The sequence below is a fragment of the Bradyrhizobium sp. CCGUVB14 genome (assembly GCF_024199935.1).
Taxonomy (GTDB): domain Bacteria; phylum Pseudomonadota; class Alphaproteobacteria; order Rhizobiales; family Xanthobacteraceae; genus Bradyrhizobium.
The window spans coordinates 7142281-7158032 of record NZ_JANADS010000001.1; the positions used below are offsets into that span (position 1 = coordinate 7142281).

Annotated in this window: 19 protein-coding genes; 11 read left to right on the plus strand and 8 right to left on the minus strand. The window is 64.6% G+C overall.

Annotation, left to right across the window (positions count from 1 at the left end; translation table 11 throughout):
• Positions 1 to 204 precede the first annotated feature (204 nt).
• Entirely contained in the window at positions 205 to 1056 is an 852-nt protein-coding gene (locus NLM32_RS33450; protein ID WP_254132967.1) for a 3-hydroxybutyryl-CoA dehydrogenase, read from the minus strand.
• Positions 1057 to 1331: 275 nt separating this feature from the next.
• Here NLM32_RS33450 and NLM32_RS33455 point away from each other — a divergent pair, with 275 nt between their 5' ends.
• From NLM32_RS33455 to NLM32_RS33475, 5 genes are all read left to right on the plus strand, one after another.
• Complete coding sequence (locus NLM32_RS33455; protein ID WP_254132968.1) at positions 1332 to 1676, plus strand: helix-turn-helix transcriptional regulator; 345 nt, start codon at positions 1332 to 1334, stop codon at positions 1674 to 1676.
• An 11-nt stretch (positions 1677 to 1687) separates the two neighbouring features.
• Positions 1688 to 2158 (plus strand): ArsI/CadI family heavy metal resistance metalloenzyme, encoded by a 471-nt coding sequence (locus tag NLM32_RS33460; RefSeq protein ID WP_254132969.1) that lies wholly within the window; start codon positions 1688 to 1690, stop codon positions 2156 to 2158.
• Between the two features lie 11 nt (positions 2159 to 2169).
• On the plus strand, positions 2170 to 2580 hold the full coding sequence (gene arsC / locus NLM32_RS33465) for an arsenate reductase (glutaredoxin) (RefSeq protein WP_254132970.1): 411 nt from the start codon (positions 2170 to 2172) through the stop codon (positions 2578 to 2580).
• Entirely contained in the window at positions 2580 to 3266 is a 687-nt protein-coding gene (locus NLM32_RS33470; RefSeq protein ID WP_254132971.1) for an MIP/aquaporin family protein, read from the plus strand. The genes arsC and NLM32_RS33470 overlap by 1 nt, the downstream gene beginning before the upstream one ends.
• Before the next feature lie 136 nt (positions 3267 to 3402).
• Positions 3403 to 4101 (plus strand): ABC transporter permease, encoded by a 699-nt coding sequence (locus tag NLM32_RS33475; protein ID WP_254132972.1) that lies wholly within the window; start codon positions 3403 to 3405, stop codon positions 4099 to 4101.
• On the opposite strand, the gene NLM32_RS33480 is transcribed toward NLM32_RS33475, so the two are convergent.
• Both NLM32_RS33480 and NLM32_RS33485 read right to left on the minus strand, forming a co-directional pair.
• Positions 4075 to 4884 carry a substrate-binding domain-containing protein gene (locus NLM32_RS33480; RefSeq protein ID WP_254132973.1) on the minus strand — a complete coding sequence of 270 codons (810 nt, stop codon included), beginning with the start codon at positions 4882 to 4884 and terminating at the stop codon, positions 4075 to 4077. The genes NLM32_RS33475 and NLM32_RS33480 overlap by 27 nt on opposite strands.
• Before the next feature lie 105 nt (positions 4885 to 4989).
• On the minus strand, positions 4990 to 5265 hold the full coding sequence (locus NLM32_RS33485) for a hypothetical protein (protein WP_254132974.1): 276 nt from the start codon (positions 5263 to 5265) through the stop codon (positions 4990 to 4992).
• A 222-nt stretch (positions 5266 to 5487) separates the two neighbouring features.
• On the opposite strand from NLM32_RS33485, the gene NLM32_RS33490 reads away from it, so the two are divergent.
• The 3 genes from NLM32_RS33490 to NLM32_RS33500 all read left to right on the plus strand — a co-directional run bounded on the left by NLM32_RS33490 (position 5488) and on the right by NLM32_RS33500 (position 7627).
• A complete protein-coding gene (locus tag NLM32_RS33490) occupies positions 5488 to 5760 on the plus strand; it encodes a hypothetical protein (protein WP_254132975.1) in 273 nt (90 codons plus the stop codon).
• A 163-nt stretch (positions 5761 to 5923) separates the two neighbouring features.
• Positions 5924 to 7279, plus strand: coding sequence for a hypothetical protein (locus NLM32_RS33495; RefSeq protein WP_254132976.1), 1356 nt, complete (start codon positions 5924 to 5926; stop codon positions 7277 to 7279).
• A 63-nt stretch (positions 7280 to 7342) separates the two neighbouring features.
• A complete protein-coding gene (locus NLM32_RS33500; RefSeq protein WP_254132977.1) occupies positions 7343 to 7627 on the plus strand; it encodes a TonB-dependent receptor plug domain-containing protein in 285 nt (94 codons plus the stop codon).
• 13 nt (positions 7628 to 7640) lie between these two features.
• Here the strand turns inward: NLM32_RS33500 and NLM32_RS33505 are convergent, their stop codons facing one another.
• The gene (locus NLM32_RS33505; RefSeq protein WP_254132978.1) at positions 7641 to 8957 is read right to left on the minus strand and encodes an esterase family protein; all 1317 of its coding nucleotides are present in this window, start codon (positions 8955 to 8957) and stop codon (positions 7641 to 7643) included.
• Here NLM32_RS33505 and NLM32_RS33510 point away from each other — a divergent pair.
• The 3 genes from NLM32_RS33510 (at position 8950) to NLM32_RS33520 (ending at position 12413) form a co-directional block, all read left to right on the plus strand.
• A complete protein-coding gene (locus NLM32_RS33510) occupies positions 8950 to 9153 on the plus strand; it encodes a hypothetical protein (RefSeq protein WP_254132979.1) in 204 nt (67 codons plus the stop codon). The two genes, NLM32_RS33505 and NLM32_RS33510, sit on opposite strands and share 8 nt — an antisense overlap.
• 68 nt (positions 9154 to 9221) lie before the next feature.
• Positions 9222 to 10112 (plus strand): BJP family subclass B3 metallo-beta-lactamase, encoded by an 891-nt coding sequence (gene blaBJP, locus NLM32_RS33515; RefSeq protein ID WP_254132980.1) that lies wholly within the window; start codon positions 9222 to 9224, stop codon positions 10110 to 10112.
• Between the two features lie 294 nt (positions 10113 to 10406).
• A complete protein-coding gene (locus tag NLM32_RS33520) occupies positions 10407 to 12413 on the plus strand; it encodes a bifunctional diguanylate cyclase/phosphodiesterase (protein ID WP_254132981.1) in 2007 nt (668 codons plus the stop codon).
• A gap of 4 nt (positions 12414 to 12417) precedes the next feature.
• Here NLM32_RS33520 and NLM32_RS33525 read toward each other — a convergent pair whose 3' ends face one another.
• From NLM32_RS33525 to NLM32_RS33540, 4 genes are read right to left on the minus strand one after another with little or no spacing between them, the layout of a single operon-like run.
• A complete protein-coding gene (locus NLM32_RS33525) occupies positions 12418 to 13137 on the minus strand; it encodes an ABC transporter ATP-binding protein (RefSeq protein WP_254132982.1) in 720 nt (239 codons plus the stop codon).
• Positions 13130 to 13885 carry an ABC transporter ATP-binding protein gene (locus NLM32_RS33530; protein ID WP_254132983.1) on the minus strand — a complete coding sequence of 252 codons (756 nt, stop codon included), beginning with the start codon at positions 13883 to 13885 and terminating at the stop codon, positions 13130 to 13132. Before NLM32_RS33530 ends, NLM32_RS33525 begins: the two co-directional genes overlap by 8 nt.
• Positions 13882 to 14880 carry a branched-chain amino acid ABC transporter permease gene (locus NLM32_RS33535; protein WP_254132984.1) on the minus strand — a complete coding sequence of 333 codons (999 nt, stop codon included), beginning with the start codon at positions 14878 to 14880 and terminating at the stop codon, positions 13882 to 13884. The genes NLM32_RS33530 and NLM32_RS33535 overlap by 4 nt, the downstream gene beginning before the upstream one ends.
• On the minus strand, positions 14877 to 15752 hold the full coding sequence (locus NLM32_RS33540; RefSeq protein ID WP_254132985.1) for a branched-chain amino acid ABC transporter permease: 876 nt from the start codon (positions 15750 to 15752) through the stop codon (positions 14877 to 14879). Before NLM32_RS33540 ends, NLM32_RS33535 begins: the two co-directional genes overlap by 4 nt.

Here is a 15752-nt window from a genome sequence, read left to right on the forward strand (position 1 = left end):
CGCGAAGCGGCGAGACGGGTGAGGGGTTGTCTCGACAAACTCACACATTTGAGTTTGCGGAACCAACCCCTCATCCGGCGCTTCGCGCCACCTTCTCCCACAAGGGGAGAAGGAAAAGGAGCGCCTCATCCGATGTTAGACAAATCACGCGACCGCATCTTTGCGATAGCGCAAACTGCGGGTACTTAGCACCCCGCCTCGCAATCAAGCGCCGTAGCTGTAAAAGCCCTGCCCGGTCTTGCGGCCGAGATGGCCGGCATCGACCATTTCCTTGAGCAAGGGGGCCGGACGGTATTTGGGGTCGTTGAAGCCCTTATAAAAGACCTCCATCACCGACAGCATGGTGTCGAGGCCGACGAGATCGGCCAGCGCCAGCGGCCCGATCGGATGGTTGCAGCCAAGCTTCATGCCGGCGTCGATCTCCTCCGCGGTCGCAATCCCCTCCTGGAGCGCGAAGATCGCCTCGTTGATCATCGGGCACAGGATGCGGTTGACGGCGAAGCCCGGGCTGTTCTTGGCGGTGATCGCCACCTTGCCGACGCGCTGGGCGAAATCGAGCGCCTTGGCGTGGGTGTCGTCCGAGGTCTGCAGGCCGCGGATCAGTTCCAGCAGCGCCATCACCGGAACCGGGTTGAAGAAGTGCATGCCGATGAAGCGATCGGGCCGATCGGTCGCAGCCGCCAGCTTGGTGATCGAGATCGAGGAGGTGTTGGTCGCAAGCAGCGTGCGCGGCGACAGCGTGGCGCAGAGGTCCTTCAGGATCTTGACCTTGAGTTCCTCATTCTCGGTCGCGGCCTCGATGACGAGGTCGCAATCGGAGAGCTTGGCGCGGTCGGTCGTGCCGGTGATGCGCTTGAGCGTGGCGTCGCGATCGGCCGCCGACATCTTCTCTTTCTTGACCAGGCGCTCGAGGCTGCCGCCGACGGTGGCGACACCGCGGCTCACCGCCGCATCGGAGATGTCGACCATCACGACCGAAAGCCCGGCCGCGGCGCAGATCTGGGCGATGCCGTTGCCCATGGTCCCTGCTCCGATGATGCCAACGGTATTGATCATGGAATGACGTCCTTCTCGTTGAGCGGGCGCGACCTTGAGCGGCAGCATGCCCGGTTTGACCTGAATTTCGAGCCGCGGGCCGCCTTGAGTGCTGCACCGCATCCAGGCTCTTCCTTAACCCATCCGTGGCGAGAATAAAGTCGCCTTTCCGCTGGCAAAGGGCATGATTTCGTGGTCTCGCGGCCCGATCGGCCCGAGTTTTGCGGCCCGTTCCGCCCCCTGAAATGCCGAGATTCAAGTTGACGCGCGACCATCATTTCAATAATCGTTGAAATATGGAAAAGACAGATGCCGTCACGGCGCTCGCCGCTCTGGCGCAGGACAATCGTCTCGATGTCTTCCGCCTGCTGGTGCAGGCCGGCCCCGAAGGCATGACTGCAGGCGCAATCGCGGAGGCGCTGGATCTCGCGCCCAATACGCTGACGTTTCACTTCGACCGGCTGCGGATGGCCGGCCTTGTCACGGTGCGGCGCGAAGGGCGCTCGATGATCTATGCGGCGCGGTTCGAGACCATGAATGCGCTGGTCGGCTTCCTCACCGAAAACTGCTGCGGCGGCGTCTCCTGCACGCCCGCATCGTCCTCGAAATCCGCGCGAAAGCGCAACAAGGTTTTGGCCTGAAAGGACAGAGCATGAAGCGCCTGCACGTTCACGTGTCCGTCGACGATCTCTCCCGCTCGATCGGATTCTACTCCGCCCTGTTCGCGAGCAAGCCTTCCGTGGTGAAGCCCGACTACGCCAAATGGATGCTCGAAGACCCTCGTGTCAATTTCGCGATCTCGACGCGCGGGCGCACGCCAGGCCTCGACCATCTCGGCATCCAGGTCGAGACCCACGACGAGCTGCAAGAGGTCTATGCGCGGCTGCACCAGGCCGGCGGCGACATCATCGAGCAGGGGCAGACGGCCTGCTGCTACGCCAAGTCGGAGAAATCATGGATCGACGATCCCGCCGGCATCGCGTGGGAGACTTTTCATACCACCGGCGAAAGCATCGACTACGGCGATGGCAGCGGTGAGAACCGCGCGCGAGTTGCGCATGAGAAGACAGGCGCCTGCTGCGCGCCGCAGGCCGCGCCAAAGCCGTCACAGGCCTGTTGCTGAAGGTGGCGGCAGTGGACGCAATCATCTACCACAATTCCGCCTGCGGCACCTCGCGCAACACGCTTGCCATGATCCGGCACGCCGGCATCGAGCCGCATGTGATCGAGTATCTCAAGACGCCGCCGTCACGTGCCCTGTTGCAGCAGCTGGCCATACGCATGGGTCTTTCGGTGCGCGAGCTGCTGCGCGAGAAGGGCACGCCCTATGCCGAGCTCGGGCTCGACAACCCTGACCTGACCGACGACGAGCTTCTCGACGCCATGATGGCGCATCCGATCCTGATCAACCGGCCGATCGTGGTCACGCCGAAAGGCGTGAAGCTCTGCCGCCCGTCCGAGCAGGTGCTGGATCTCTTGCCCCCGCAGCAGGGCGAGTTCGTCAAGGAAGACGGCGAGCGCGTCCGGCTGGATCGCAGCGCCTGATGCCGGGCCTTGCACAGCGCGCATTTGCCGAATGGCTCGGGACGGCGTTCCTGCTCGCCGCGGTGGTCGGCTCGGGGATCATGGCCGAGAGGCTCGCGGGCGGGAATGTCGCGCTGGCGCTCCTGTGCAACACCATCGCCACCGGCGCCATTCTCGTCGTGCTGATCCTGATGTTTGCTTCCGTGTCAGGCGCCCATTTCAATCCGGCGGTGACATTGGCCTTTGCGCTACGCGGCGAAGTGGCCTGGATCGACGCTGCGATCTACATTGTCGCGCAGATCGCCGGCGCAATCATCGGCGTGTGGATTGCGCATCTGATGTTCGGGCTGCCCGTCCTCCAGATGTCGCTGACCGAACGAAGCGGTGCGGGACAGTGGCTCGCCGAAGCGGTGGCGACCTTCGGACTGCTGCTGACGATCTTCGGCGTCGCGTCGCGAGCCTCGGCTGCCGTTCCCTACGCGGTCGGCCTGTACATCACATCGGCCTATTGGTTCACGGCCTCGACGTCGTTTGCCAATCCCGCCGTCACCATGGCCCGATCGCTATCCGACACCTTTGCAGGCATCGCCCCGCACGACGTGCCGGCCTTCATGATCGCTCAGCTCATCGGGGCAGCCCTCGCCATTCCGCTGGCGGGCTGGCTGTGGGGCAGAGCAAGCGTGAAGCACGCTGCTGCCTACGAATGAATAGAGTGTCCAAACCGCTCGTCACCTGTATTCTCTGACTGTCGGCGGGAACGGCAGGGACCAGTGTGAAGCGGCATCGCAGCCACGATATCGACCATCTCATGACATGCGGCCTGGCCCTGGGGCATCAGGCCGGATGAACGACTTCGCACGCTCCATCGTTGCCGCGTTCACGCTGATTGGCGAAGCCGATCCGGAGCTGCTCGGTATCGTCGCCTTGTCGGTGCGCGTGAGCCTGACGGCCAGCATCATCGCGCTGCTGATCGGCGCGCCGCTCGGGGCACTGCTGGCGATCACCCGCTTTCGCGGGCGGCAGGTGGTCATCGTGCTGACCAATGCGCTGCTCGGACTGCCGCCCGTCGTGGTCGGGCTTGCACTCTATCTTCTGCTGTCGCGCTCCGGCCCGCTCGGCGCAGCGGGCCTGCTGTTCACGCCGGCGGCCATGGTGATTGCGCAGACGCTGCTGGCGACCCCGATCGTGGTTGCGCTGGTGCATCGGCCGGCAAGCCTGCTGTGGGCGGAATATGGCGACCTCGCACGGATCGACGGACTGTCGACACTGCGCAGCATCGGCCTCTTGTTCGCACTCGGCCGGACCTCGCTGCTGACCGCCTTTCTCGCGGCGTTCGGGCGGGCGATCGCCGAGGTCGGCGCCATCATCATCGTCGGCGGCAACATCCGCGGCTTCACCCGCACCATGACGACGGCGATCGCGCTTGAGACCAGCAAGGGCGATTTGCCGCTGGCGCTCGGGCTCGGACTGATCCTGCTCGCGCTCAGCGTCGCCGTCTCGACCGTCGCCTTCCTGCTAGTGGGACGCGTTGGGGAAAAATAGCTGCTCGCCGCCGACCTTGTAGCCGGCGATCGCATCCTGCCCCTTTGGCGCGATCAGCCAGTCGATGAAGGCCTGCCCGTCCTTCGCCTTCACATTCGCATGCTTGTCCGGATTGACGAGCATGACGCCGTACTGATTGAATAGCCGCTTGTCGCCCTCGGTCAGGATCGCAAGCTCGCCCCGATTCTTGAACGACAGCCAAGTGCCGCGGTCGGACAGAAGGTAAGCCCCCGACGACGACGCCATGTTCAGCGCCGGCCCCATGCCTTGCCCGATCTCGCGATACCAGCTGTCCTTCCCGGTCGCAGGATCGATGCCGGCGTCCTTCCACAATCTCAGCTCGGCGGCATGCGTGCCGGACTTGTCGCCACGCGAGATGAACGGCGCCTTTGCCGCCGCGATCCTGCGCAGGGCATCAGCGACGTCCTTGCCGCCGGCAATCTTCGCGGGGTCGCTCTTCGGGCCGACGATGATGAAATCGTTGTACATGACGTCAAAGCGCTTCACGCCCTGCCCTTCGGACATGAACTTGTCTTCGGCCGGCCTGTCATGGACGAACACCACGTCGGCATCGCCGCGCCGCCCGATATCCAGCGCCTGGCCGGTGCCGACGGCAACGACCTTCACCTCGATGCCTTCGGCCTTCGAGAACAACGGCAGCAGATAGCCGAACAGGCCCGACTGCTCCGTCGACGTCGTCGAGGCCACGGTGATGCTGCGGTCCTGCGCGTGGGCGCCTGTCGACCAGACCAGAACCGCGACGATGGCGGCAAGTTTCTTCATTGCGTCGTCCTCACTCCCCCGATGTTTCAAACTAGGCGGGAAGGACGACGCAGGAAAGCCCGACATTCGGCGCAAGATCAGCGGCCGGGGCAGCACCGCATGACGTCATGGCGGCCGCAGCCTCGTGATGATGTTTGATATCTCGTCGAGCTGGGCTTTGGCCGTCGCCAGCAGACCGATCAGATCGCGCGCCGACTGCGCCGATGCATCTGCCCCCGCCTGATCGATCACGCTCAGGCCTTCGGTGAGACGGGCGATGACACGCACGAGCTCGTCGCGGCGCGCCTCGAGATCCGCAAGCGTTGCATCGAAGCGCTCGTCAAGCCGCGCGCTTTGCAACGAGCGGATCGGAACGATCCTGTCTTCCGGAGGATCGGACATGCGAAGGTTCGCCTTGCTGCCCGAATATCCTAAGCGAGGCGGCGCGGAACGTTGCGGCGGTGCTTTGTCGCATCCGGGTTCCCGGACCGGTTTGCGCAGGGAACGCCCTCACGCCGGCCTCACGGCCGTTGAACCCCGCGTGAGCTGCCGCGCAATCATGTGGCACCGCGGAATATCGCCCGTTTCGCCTGATCCATTCAGTGAAACGGTTTGGAGCGTCCCATGACCAAGACAAGCATCACTGCCGCCCTCCTGATCATTCTGCCGCTTGCGATCGCGGGCCCGGCCCAGGCGTGGCCCGGACAGTCGTCAAGCATCGACTGCGCCCGGGGCGGCGAACCCACGGACTGCGAAGCGCTCACCATGGCGCTGGTCCACAAGCACGCCCTTGCGCATCAGCACATCCGCAAGGCCGAGCACGCGGCCGTCCCGCATGCACCAACGCATCAGCCGGATCGCGACGAAGATCCGCTCGCATCGATGCATTTCGAATGAACGCTGTGGCGCGAGGCTGTGCAGATGTTCTGCAATTGGTCCCGCCTAGATTGACAGGGGTGTGACGGCCGGGGCAGTTTTTCACATTGCTGGCGAATCAGCGATTGCCCTTACGGCCCGAGTACCTCTTGGACAACTCCCAGTGCTTTCGAGACTGATATCGTTGCTGAGCCGCATTCCTGCGGTGAAATGGGCGTTCAACCGGCTTCGGCCCCTGCCGCATAGCGGCAGTCTCGACGTGGCGCCGATCGCAGCGGAAGAAGAGCCTGCCGTCATCGCTGTTGCCGAAGCTGCGCCGGCCCTCGATACCGACATCAGCACGGAACCGTTGCATCGCGATGCCGGCATCGAAGTCGCGGCCCCGGTCACCGAAGACAACACTATTATCCCTGTCATCGAAGAGAGCCCGATCGCGGCTGCGACCGATATCAGCGTCAACGACGATTCATCGCTGGAGACGCCGGCAGGCGTCGAGCCTCTCGTCGTCGAAGAGATCGCAGTTCCGTCGCTTGAGGTCGCAATCGCGCCGGTTGATGCGCCCGAACTCACCAGCAGCGAGCCGCCCGCGGAACTCGTGACGGATGTTGAACCTGACGTCGTCGAAGAGACCTCGATCTCCGCTGTCGAAGTCGAAGCCGTTGATGCTCCCGAGCCCGTTGCCGTCAGCGATCTGCCTGTCGAACTCCAGACGACATGCGAACCCGAGTTCGTGAACGGGACACCGGTCTCCGCTGTCGAGGTCGAGGCAATCGAGGCACCTGAGCCCGTCGTCGGTCGCGATGCTGCTCCGGAACTCCCTGAAGATGTCGAGCCGATCGTCACGGAGCAAGTCGTCGTTGCGCCTGTCGAGATGGCGACGATTCCGGTCGCGGTCTCCGAGCCCGTCACTGAAGACGAACCCGTAGCCGTCGCTGCCGTGGAGATCGAGCCGATCGCGGTCGATGAGACGCCCGTCGTCGTCGTCGACGCTGAGGTCCCCGCGCCTGTCGTCGTCGAGGCCAGCATCGACAGCGAGCCCGCTCCCAGCGTCGCCGCAGAGATCGACCCGGTCGTCGCGAACGATCCCGAGCCCGTCGCGGCCACTCTTGCCGAGGCGACGATCGCTGACGCACCCGTTGCCGCCACGCACGTCGACCCGGAACCGGCGCCCACTCCGAAGAGCCCGAGCACGCCGAAGGCGCGCGCAAAGATCGTCGAGCCCGCCGATCGTGCCGCGCTGATCCGGCAACGCTGGACGGAGACCGGGATCAGGATGTGGAATCCGCGGCTTCACGGCACCGGCGAAGCCACACTGAATATCCAGGGGCGCATCGGACTGCTGCCGCCCGAGCCCGGCGAGACGATGCCGCGCTACGACAAGCTCGAATTCAAGATGCTCGGCGGCCAGATCGTCTGCGAAGGCGTGATCGTCGAGGCGCCCGTGCATGCGGGCCAGCGCAGCTTCACCCGGCTCGCCGAGCCGCGTGGCGCCGATCGCACCCGCGAGCCGGTGCGGGAACGCCAGGCCGCCCTCGCCTGATCCTTTTCCTCTGCGATGACGCGCCCCATATGCTAGGCTGACGCCTGGGATATGGGAGATCGCATGTCCGCAAAATTGCAAAGCCTGATCGTGATCGCCGCGCTCTGCGTTTCGCAAGGCGCGCTCGCCGCGTCCCATAAGCGGCCGCGCCACGTCCATGCGGCGCCGCCTGCCAGCGATCCGGCATCCCCTTACAAGGCCAACCGGCTGTCCTTCTCACGTGGCGAGACCATCCTCGACACGCCCGGCCAGACCACCGTGCTGACGCGGCAGATGCTCGACGACATGAACGCGACGAGCTTGCGCGACGCCATGCGCTCGACCGCCGGTGTGACGATCGGGCGCTAGGCCACTTCCCGCATCAAGGGATCGGATAGCCCTTCCAGACCCATTCCAGTGCCGAGGGCAGCGTTTGCGCGATCGTGGGACGATCGACATGCTTGGCGTTGCGCACGAACAGGAACTGATAGTGGTAGCCCTTCTCCGCCAGCACCTTTGCCATCAGCGCGTTGGACAAGGTCCAGTCGTGCATGCCGTCGGGAATGGTCGGATTGGGATAGAACAGATCCTGGTCGCCGCCGAAGAACCAGAAGCGGATCGGCTTGGTCGGCGCGGCGACGATCAGCGGTACGCCGGGCGGCTCGGCCGGCGTCAGCACGCCGGCCTTCGAGATGAGATTGGGCGTGGCCGGTCCCGTCCATGCGCTGTGATATTCCCAGGCGCCACCGCGCAGTGACGGATCATGCGGCCATTGCTGGTTGACCATGGTCGGCGAGAACGCCAGCACGCGGTGATAGAGTTCGGGATGGAACCAGGCCATGGTGAAGGCTGCCACGCCACTCGAGCTCAGCCCCGTGGTCGCGCGTCCTTCGGGGTTCCTGGTGAGCTTGACGCCGGCGTTCTGCTCGACCAGCGGCAGCACCTCGCGCTCGATGAACTGCGCATAGACACCCGACACCGCGTCATATTCGCGGCCGCGCTGGCTGCCCTGCGCATCCTGCCCGCCATTGCCGACCTGGATCGCGATCATCGGCGGCACGCGGCGCTGCGCGATCAGATTGTCGAGCGTGGTCGGCAGATCCTTGTAGGCAGCGGAGCCGCCGTCGCCGATCACGATGAAGGGCGCTTCGGTACCAGGGACATATTGCGCCGGCACATAGACGTCGATGGTGCGCGACCAGATGCCGGGATGGCTGGTGGTGACGATCATGTTCGACTTGTCGTCCGGCGCAGTCACCGTCGTCATGATCGAGGAATTGGTGCAGCCGGCGACGTCGTCGCGGATCAGGCCGGGATTGTAGATCGTGCTGTCCTTCGACGACAGCGTGAAGGATTTTGTCGTGCCGCGCGGCACGCCCTCCTTCGCAATGGTCTCGGGCGCCGGATTGTGGGTGGGACCGATGATGAAATTGCCTTCGGCGCCCGGCGGCGGCAAGGTGCCATCGGGCAGCTCGGTCGCGCGCGGATAGTTCGGATTGGAGGGATCGCGCGTCGGCGGCGTGGTCTTGAAATCGAGGCCGGTGGTATCGATGAAGAACGGCGCCGCCTTGTCGCTGGTGTTGGCGCCCGGCGGCACGGCCATGTTCTGGGTCACGCAGGCCGGCTGCGCGAAGGCGATCGATGTGAAGGAGACGAGGGACATCAGCGTCCCCGCAAGGACGGACAATGATTTGGTCATTTCAGCTCCCGATGTTGACGGGTCTTTCTGGCCCGTCTTGACGCAAATTATGGCGGCCGGCTCGCACGCGGTCAAACGCGATGGGCGCAGTGCAGCAATCGTCGCCATGCTCAAACCGGACAGCGGCCGTTATTCCGCGCATGACGTGGCATTTTTCGAACATCGGGCCGTTGCTGCCGCATCGCGCAACATCTAGCGTGCGACCCGACGACCCGCGGCCTCACCCGCGGTCGCAACGACAACAACAATCCGGGAGGACGATCCATGAGAAAGCTCACGGCCGCGCTATGCGCGATGGCGCTCTTCACCCCAGTTGCGCAAGCCCAGACCATCAAGGACTTCCTGGCGGCAGTCATGGTGAAGTGGACCGCGCCGTTCGAGCCGTTCCAGCTCATCGACAACATCTATTATGTCGGCACCGACGGCATCGCCGTCTATGTCATCAAGACGTCGCAGGGCCTGATCCTGATGGACACCGCGATGCCGCAGTCGACCGGCATGATCAAGGACAACATCGCCAAGCTCGGCTTCAAGGTCGCCGACATCAAATACATCCTCAACACCCACGCCCATCTCGACCACACCGGCGGCTTCGCCGAGATCAAGCAGGACAGCGGCGCGCAGCTCGTCGCCGGCGCGCGCGACAAGCCGCTGCTCGAAGGCGGCTACTATCCGGGCGACGAGAAGAACGCGGACCTCGGCTTTCCTCCGGTGAAGGTCGATCGCACGGTGAAGGAAGGCGACAAGGTCACGCTCGGCGACACCACGCTGACGGCGCATGAGACGCCCGGCCATTCGCCGGGCTGCACCAGCTGGGAGATGACGGTGAAGGACGGCGGGCAGGACCGCGAGGTGCTGTTCTTCTGCAGCGGCACCGTGGCGTTGAACCGCCTGGTCGGCCAGCCGACCTATCCCGGCATTGTCGACGACTATCACGCAACCTTCGCCAAGGCCAAGGCGATGAAGATCGACGTGCTGCTCGGGCCGCATCCCGAGGTCTATGGCATGCAGGACAAGCGCGCGCAGCAGATCAAGAACTCCACGCCGAATCCATTCGTCAAGCCGGGCGAGCTTCCGGCCTACGCCACTGGCCTGTCGGACGATTTCGACAAGGCGCTCGCCAAGCAGACGGCCGCGCTTCAACCGGCGAAGTGAAGGCCGCCGTCACCTCTGCGCGGCGGTCGTCCGCGACCGCCGCAATCGGCGCGCGGCCGAGATTGCTATGGTTAGCAGATCGTAGCCGCGACCATCTCGGACGATCTGCCGCGCGAAACGCCGCTCGCTTCCGCGGCATATCCTTAACAGCCCCTCACCAATGCACGCGGGTGGAAAATCCCGCGGTCGCGTGCAACCAGCGCTGGCGCATCCTCGTGGAACCCGTCTAACGCGCTCTTTACCCCCGCTGTGCAAGATCGCTTTCGTTTGAAGGGATTTGGGGCGCGGATTGCAATGCCTGCCGTCGATTTGAAAGCCTGTCTCGCCGCCACGGTGCGGCTGTTTCGCGTGCCGACCGATCCGGATCTGACGCGCGCGCAGTTCGACGCCTTCTCCAAGCAGATCCCCCTGCTCTACTTCATCCTGATCACCAACACGATCGCAGTGGCTTATACCTACGTGCCATTAGCGCCGGCCTCGCTGAGCATGATCGTGCCGGCCGTGTTGACCGCGGTGACCGCCCTTCGGACCGTCTGGTGGCTGCGCCAGCGGCATGTTGTGCGCAGCGACGCCGACATTCTGCGCAATCTGCGCCTCACCAACTTGATCGCAGCACCGATCGCTGCAGGTTTTACGGCCTGGTCGTTCGCGCTCTATCCCTATGGTGATGCCTTCGCCAAGAGCCAGGTCGCATTCTACATGGCCGTGACCATGATCGGCTGCATCTTCTGCCTGATGCATCTGCGTTCAGCCGCGCTGATCGTGACGCTCGTCGTCAACGTCCCCTATGTGCTGTTCTACTTCGTCACCGGCGAGCCGACGCTGAAGGCAATGGCCATCAACAATCTGCTGGTCTCCGGCGCGATGGTGACGGTGCTGTTCATCTACTATCGCGACTTCGCCGATCTCGTCTCCAATCGCAAATCGCTGCTGATGCAGCAGGCGGCTACCCAAGCGCTCTCGGACGAGAACTTCCGCCTCGCCAACCTCGATTCCCTCACCGAGCTGCCGAACCGCCGTCGCTTCTTCGCCGAGCTCGCGAGCGCCTTCAATGATGCCGACCGCAGACACGTTCACGTCGCGGTCGGCATCATCGACCTCGACGGCTTCAAGCCGATCAACGACAATTACGGTCATTCCGTCGGCGACCGCGTCCTGATCGAGGCCGGCCGCCGCATCCGCGAGGTCTGCGAGGGCTTTGGACCGCAACGGGTGGAGTTTGCGCGCCTGGGCGGCGACGAGTTCGGTCTCGTCGTGTGCGGCGACCCCGAGGATGTCGATCTGGCGCGGCTCGGCGAGCGCATCGGCGAGCAGGTCAAGCTGCCCTACCAGCTCGACACCGCCCATACCGGCCTGTCCTGTTCGATCGGCTTCGCACTTTATCCGAACTCCGCGACGACGTCGGAAGCGCTGTACGAATGCGCCGACTATTCGCTCTACCACGCCAAGCGCCACCAGCGCGGCCGCACCGTGATCTTCTCGGGCGAACTCGAGGCGGAGATCCGCAGCCGTGGCGTGATCGAGAACCTGCTGCGGACGTCCGATTTCGGCGCCGAGATGGAGCTGGTGTTCCAGCCGATCGTCGATGCCATGAGCGAGCACACTGCGGGCTTCGAGACCCTGGCGCGCTGGCACAGCCCTCGCCTCGGCTGGGTCTCGCCCGCCGACTTCATCCCGGCGGCCGAGCGCATCGGCCTGATCCGGCCGCTGACGCAGGTGCTGCTGGCGCGCGCTCTCGCGACCGCAAAGTCCTGGCCCGACCACATCCGCCTGTCGTTCAATCTCTCCGCCCACGACGTCTGCGCGGCCGAGGGCATTTTGCCGCTGATCGCCATCATCGAGAGGAGCGGCCTGCCGCCGCACCGGATCGATTTCGAGATCACGGAGACGGCCGTCACCTTCGACTTCGTCCGTGCCCAGCAATCGATCGCGACGCTGAAGGCGATGGGCTGCGGCATCTCGCTGGATGATTTCGGCACCGGCTATTCCTCGCTGAGCCATGTGCACCGCCTGCCGCTGGACAAGCTCAAGATCGACCGCAGCTTCGTCGCGGACATCAACGAGAATCCGGTCAGCCACAAGATCATCAAGTCGCTCACGGGCCTTTGCGACGACATGGAGATCGCCTGCGTGGTCGAGGGCGTCGAGACCCGCGCCCAGCTCGACACGCTGCGCCGGCTCGGGTGCGACTTCATCCAGGGCTATTATTTCGCAAAGCCCATGCCGGGCGCGGCAATCGAGGACTATCTCGCCAAGGAACGCGAGCGCCTGCACGGCTCAACCAGCAAGGTCGTCGCCTGAGGCATTACACCGCGCAATAGCGCTCCTGGATGTCCTTGTCCGCGAGCAGTGCGGCCGCACTGCTCTCATGCACGACCTCGCCCTGATCGATGATCACGGCGCGGTCGGCCAGGCGCAAGGCCCATTCGACGTTCTGCTCGACCAGCAGCAGCGTCTTGCCTGCGTCGCGCAGGCGGCGGAACAGCACGCCCATCTCCTCGACCAGCACCGGCATGATGCCTTCCGAGGGCTCGTCCAGCAGGATCATCCTGGGATCGGCGATCAGCGCGCGCGCGATCGCCAGCATCTGCTGCTCGCCGCCGGAGAGCGTCACGCCCTCCTGGTCGAGCCGCTCCTTCAGCCGCGGAAACGTCTCGGCGATCTCGTCGATCGCTGCGCGCTCGTCGATCGCGCGGCCGGCTGCCACGAGGCCGAGCCGCAGGTTTTCGCGCACGGTAAGACCGGGAACGATGCGCCGTTCCTCGGGGACATAGGCAAGCCCAAGGTGGAAGCGCTGATGGGCGCGGAGCGGCAACAGCTCCTTGCCAGCAAAACGGACGTGCCCCGTCGCCTTCGGCATCAGCCCCATGATCGCCCGCAAGGTCGTGGTCTTGCCGGCACCGTTGCGGCCAACCAGCGCGACCACCTCGCCCTCCTTCACGTGCAGCGAGATGCCGTGCAGGATGTGGCTCGCGCCGTACCAGGCATGGAGATCGTTGATATCGAGCAGCGCGGTCTCAGCCATAACCTTCACTCTGTCCGAGATAGACCCGGCGGACCTCCGGATTGCTCCTGATCTCGTCGGGCGCGCCGTCCGCCAGCAGGCGGCCGTGATGCAGCACCACGACGCGCTTGGAGAGGCCCAGCACCATCTTCATCTTGTGCTCGACCAGCAGCACGGTGCGCTTGTCGGCGAGCCGCTCCAGCAGTGCGACCATGTCCTTGGTCTCTTCCGGCCCCATGCCGGCGGTCGGCTCGTCGAGCAGCAGCAGTTCCGGCTCCGAGACCAGCGCGATTGCGATCTCCAGCGCGCGCTGCTGGCCATGCGAGAGGAATTTTGCCAGCTCGCCGCGCTTGTCGAGCAGGCCGACCGCGTCGAGCGCGGCGTCGGCCTTGGCATTGAGCTCCGGCAAATGCGCGCGGTTGCGCCAGATGTCATAGCTGACGCTCAGCGCCTGCGCCGCCACGCGCACGTTCTCGTGCACGGACAAGTCCGGGAAGATGTTGGTGATCTGGTAGGAGCGCGAGATGCCCTGATGCACGAAGCGATGCTGCGGCAAGCCGTTCAACTCACGCCCGCGGAAGTGCAGCTTGCCCGAGGTCGGCGTCAGCGCGCCGGAGAGGATGTTGAAGAAGGTGCTCTTGCCCGCCCCGTTCGGCCCGATGATCGAGGTGAGCTGGCCCGCAGCAAAGGACACGGTGATGCCCTCGAGCGCGGTGAAGCCGCCAAAGCGCTTGCCGATGCCGTCGGCACGAAGCAGTTCGCCGGTCATGGCCGCGCCTTTCCGACACCCAGCGCGTCCAGCAGCGTGCCCCAGATCCCCTTGGGCAGGAACAGCACGAACAGCACGAAGATCGCGCCGACGAAGATCTGCCAGTGCGGCGTCCAGACCGAGATGACGTCCTCCAGGACAAGGAATGTGGCCGCGCCGACGAAGGGCCCGAAGAAGCTGCGGGCGCCGCCGAGCAGCACCATCATCACGATCATGCCCGACGTCTGGTAGTGCAGGATATCCAGCGGCACGATCGACAGATGCAGTGCCAACATGCAGCCGCCGAGCGAGGAGATCGCGCCCGACAGCATGAACACGATCAGCTTGCTGCGCTCGACATTGTAGCCGCAAGCCCGCGCCCGCTGTTCGTTCTCCCGGATCGCCTCGATCACCGCGCCGAATGGCGAGTTCAGGATGCGCGACTGGAACCACATGGCGAGCGCCGCGAGCGCCATCAGCACGTAATATTTGTTAACGGGATCGAGGAAGTTGACGGAGAGACCAAACAGGTTGATGCGGTCGACGGTGAAGCCGCGCAGGCCATTCTCGCCGCCGGTGAATGACGCGGCCTGCAGTGCGACGTAATAGACGAGCTGGGCCAGCGCGAGCGTCACCATGGAGAAATAAATACCGCGCGTCCGCGTCGAGACGATTCCGATCGCGGCGGCAAGGCAGGTGCTGAGCAGAACGGCGATCGGCACCGCCATGAACCAGGGCAAACCGTAGCGGCCGATCGCGATCCCGGTGAAATAGGCACCCGCGCCAAAGAACGCCGCCTGGCCGAACGACAGCAGCCCGGTGTAGCCGAACAACAGATTATAGCCCATCACCACGACGCCGTAGATCAGGACGTTGACGGCCAGCGCCTGCGACGGCAGCAGCCAAGGCAACACGGCCAGCACCGCAACCGACAGCAGCACGCGCTGCTCAAGAAGCCAGCCGAGGCCGCCGGACGCGGGCTTGGCGACTGCTTCGCCGCTCGAAGGTGACGTCACGCGGTTCTCCCCCTCACGCCGAACAGGCCTTGCGGGCGGATCAGCAGCACCACGGCCATCAGGGCGAACATGACGATGGTCGCCATTTCCGGCGCAAACAGCGCCACCAGGCTGATGGAAATGCCGACCATGAGACCGGCGACGACGGCACCCACGATCGAACCGAGGCCGCCGATCACCGTGACCACAAAGGCTTCCGCCAGCACCAGCGAGCCCATCTCCGGATTGACGCTGCGCATGGGGCCCGCGAGCACACCGCCAAGCGCGGCAAGCGCGACACCAAGGCCGAAGATCGCAAGCCAGACCCGGCCGATATCGACGCCAAGCACCTGCATGATCATAGGATCACGCGCGCCGGCGCGCACGATCAGGCCGATACGGGTCTTCTCCAAGGCCAGCCAGAGCAACAGAAGTACCACGGCGACCAGCGCAATCACGAACAGGCGATAGCGCGGGAAGAAGCCGATACCGAGATCAAGCACGCCGATCAACTGCGGCGGGGTCGGGAACGGAATGCCGTCGCTGCCGAACACGATGCGCACGCCCTCGACCAGGATGTAGCTCAGACCGAAGGTGAGCAGCAGCGGATCGTCGATCGAGCGTCCGTAGAGCCTGCGGATCAGGACGAACTCGATCAGCATGCCGAAGGCGCCCATCAGGATCGGCGCCAGCAGCAAACCCCACCAGAAGCTTCCGGTGAGAGACGCCAGATACAGCCCCGCATAGGCGCCGATCATGAACAGCGCGCCATGGGCGAAATTCACCACGCCCAACATACCGAACACGATCGTCAATCCGAGCGCAGTGATCACCAGGACCGCCCCAAGGGCGATCCCGGAGAGAAGCTGCATGATGATCAGCGACAGGTCCAT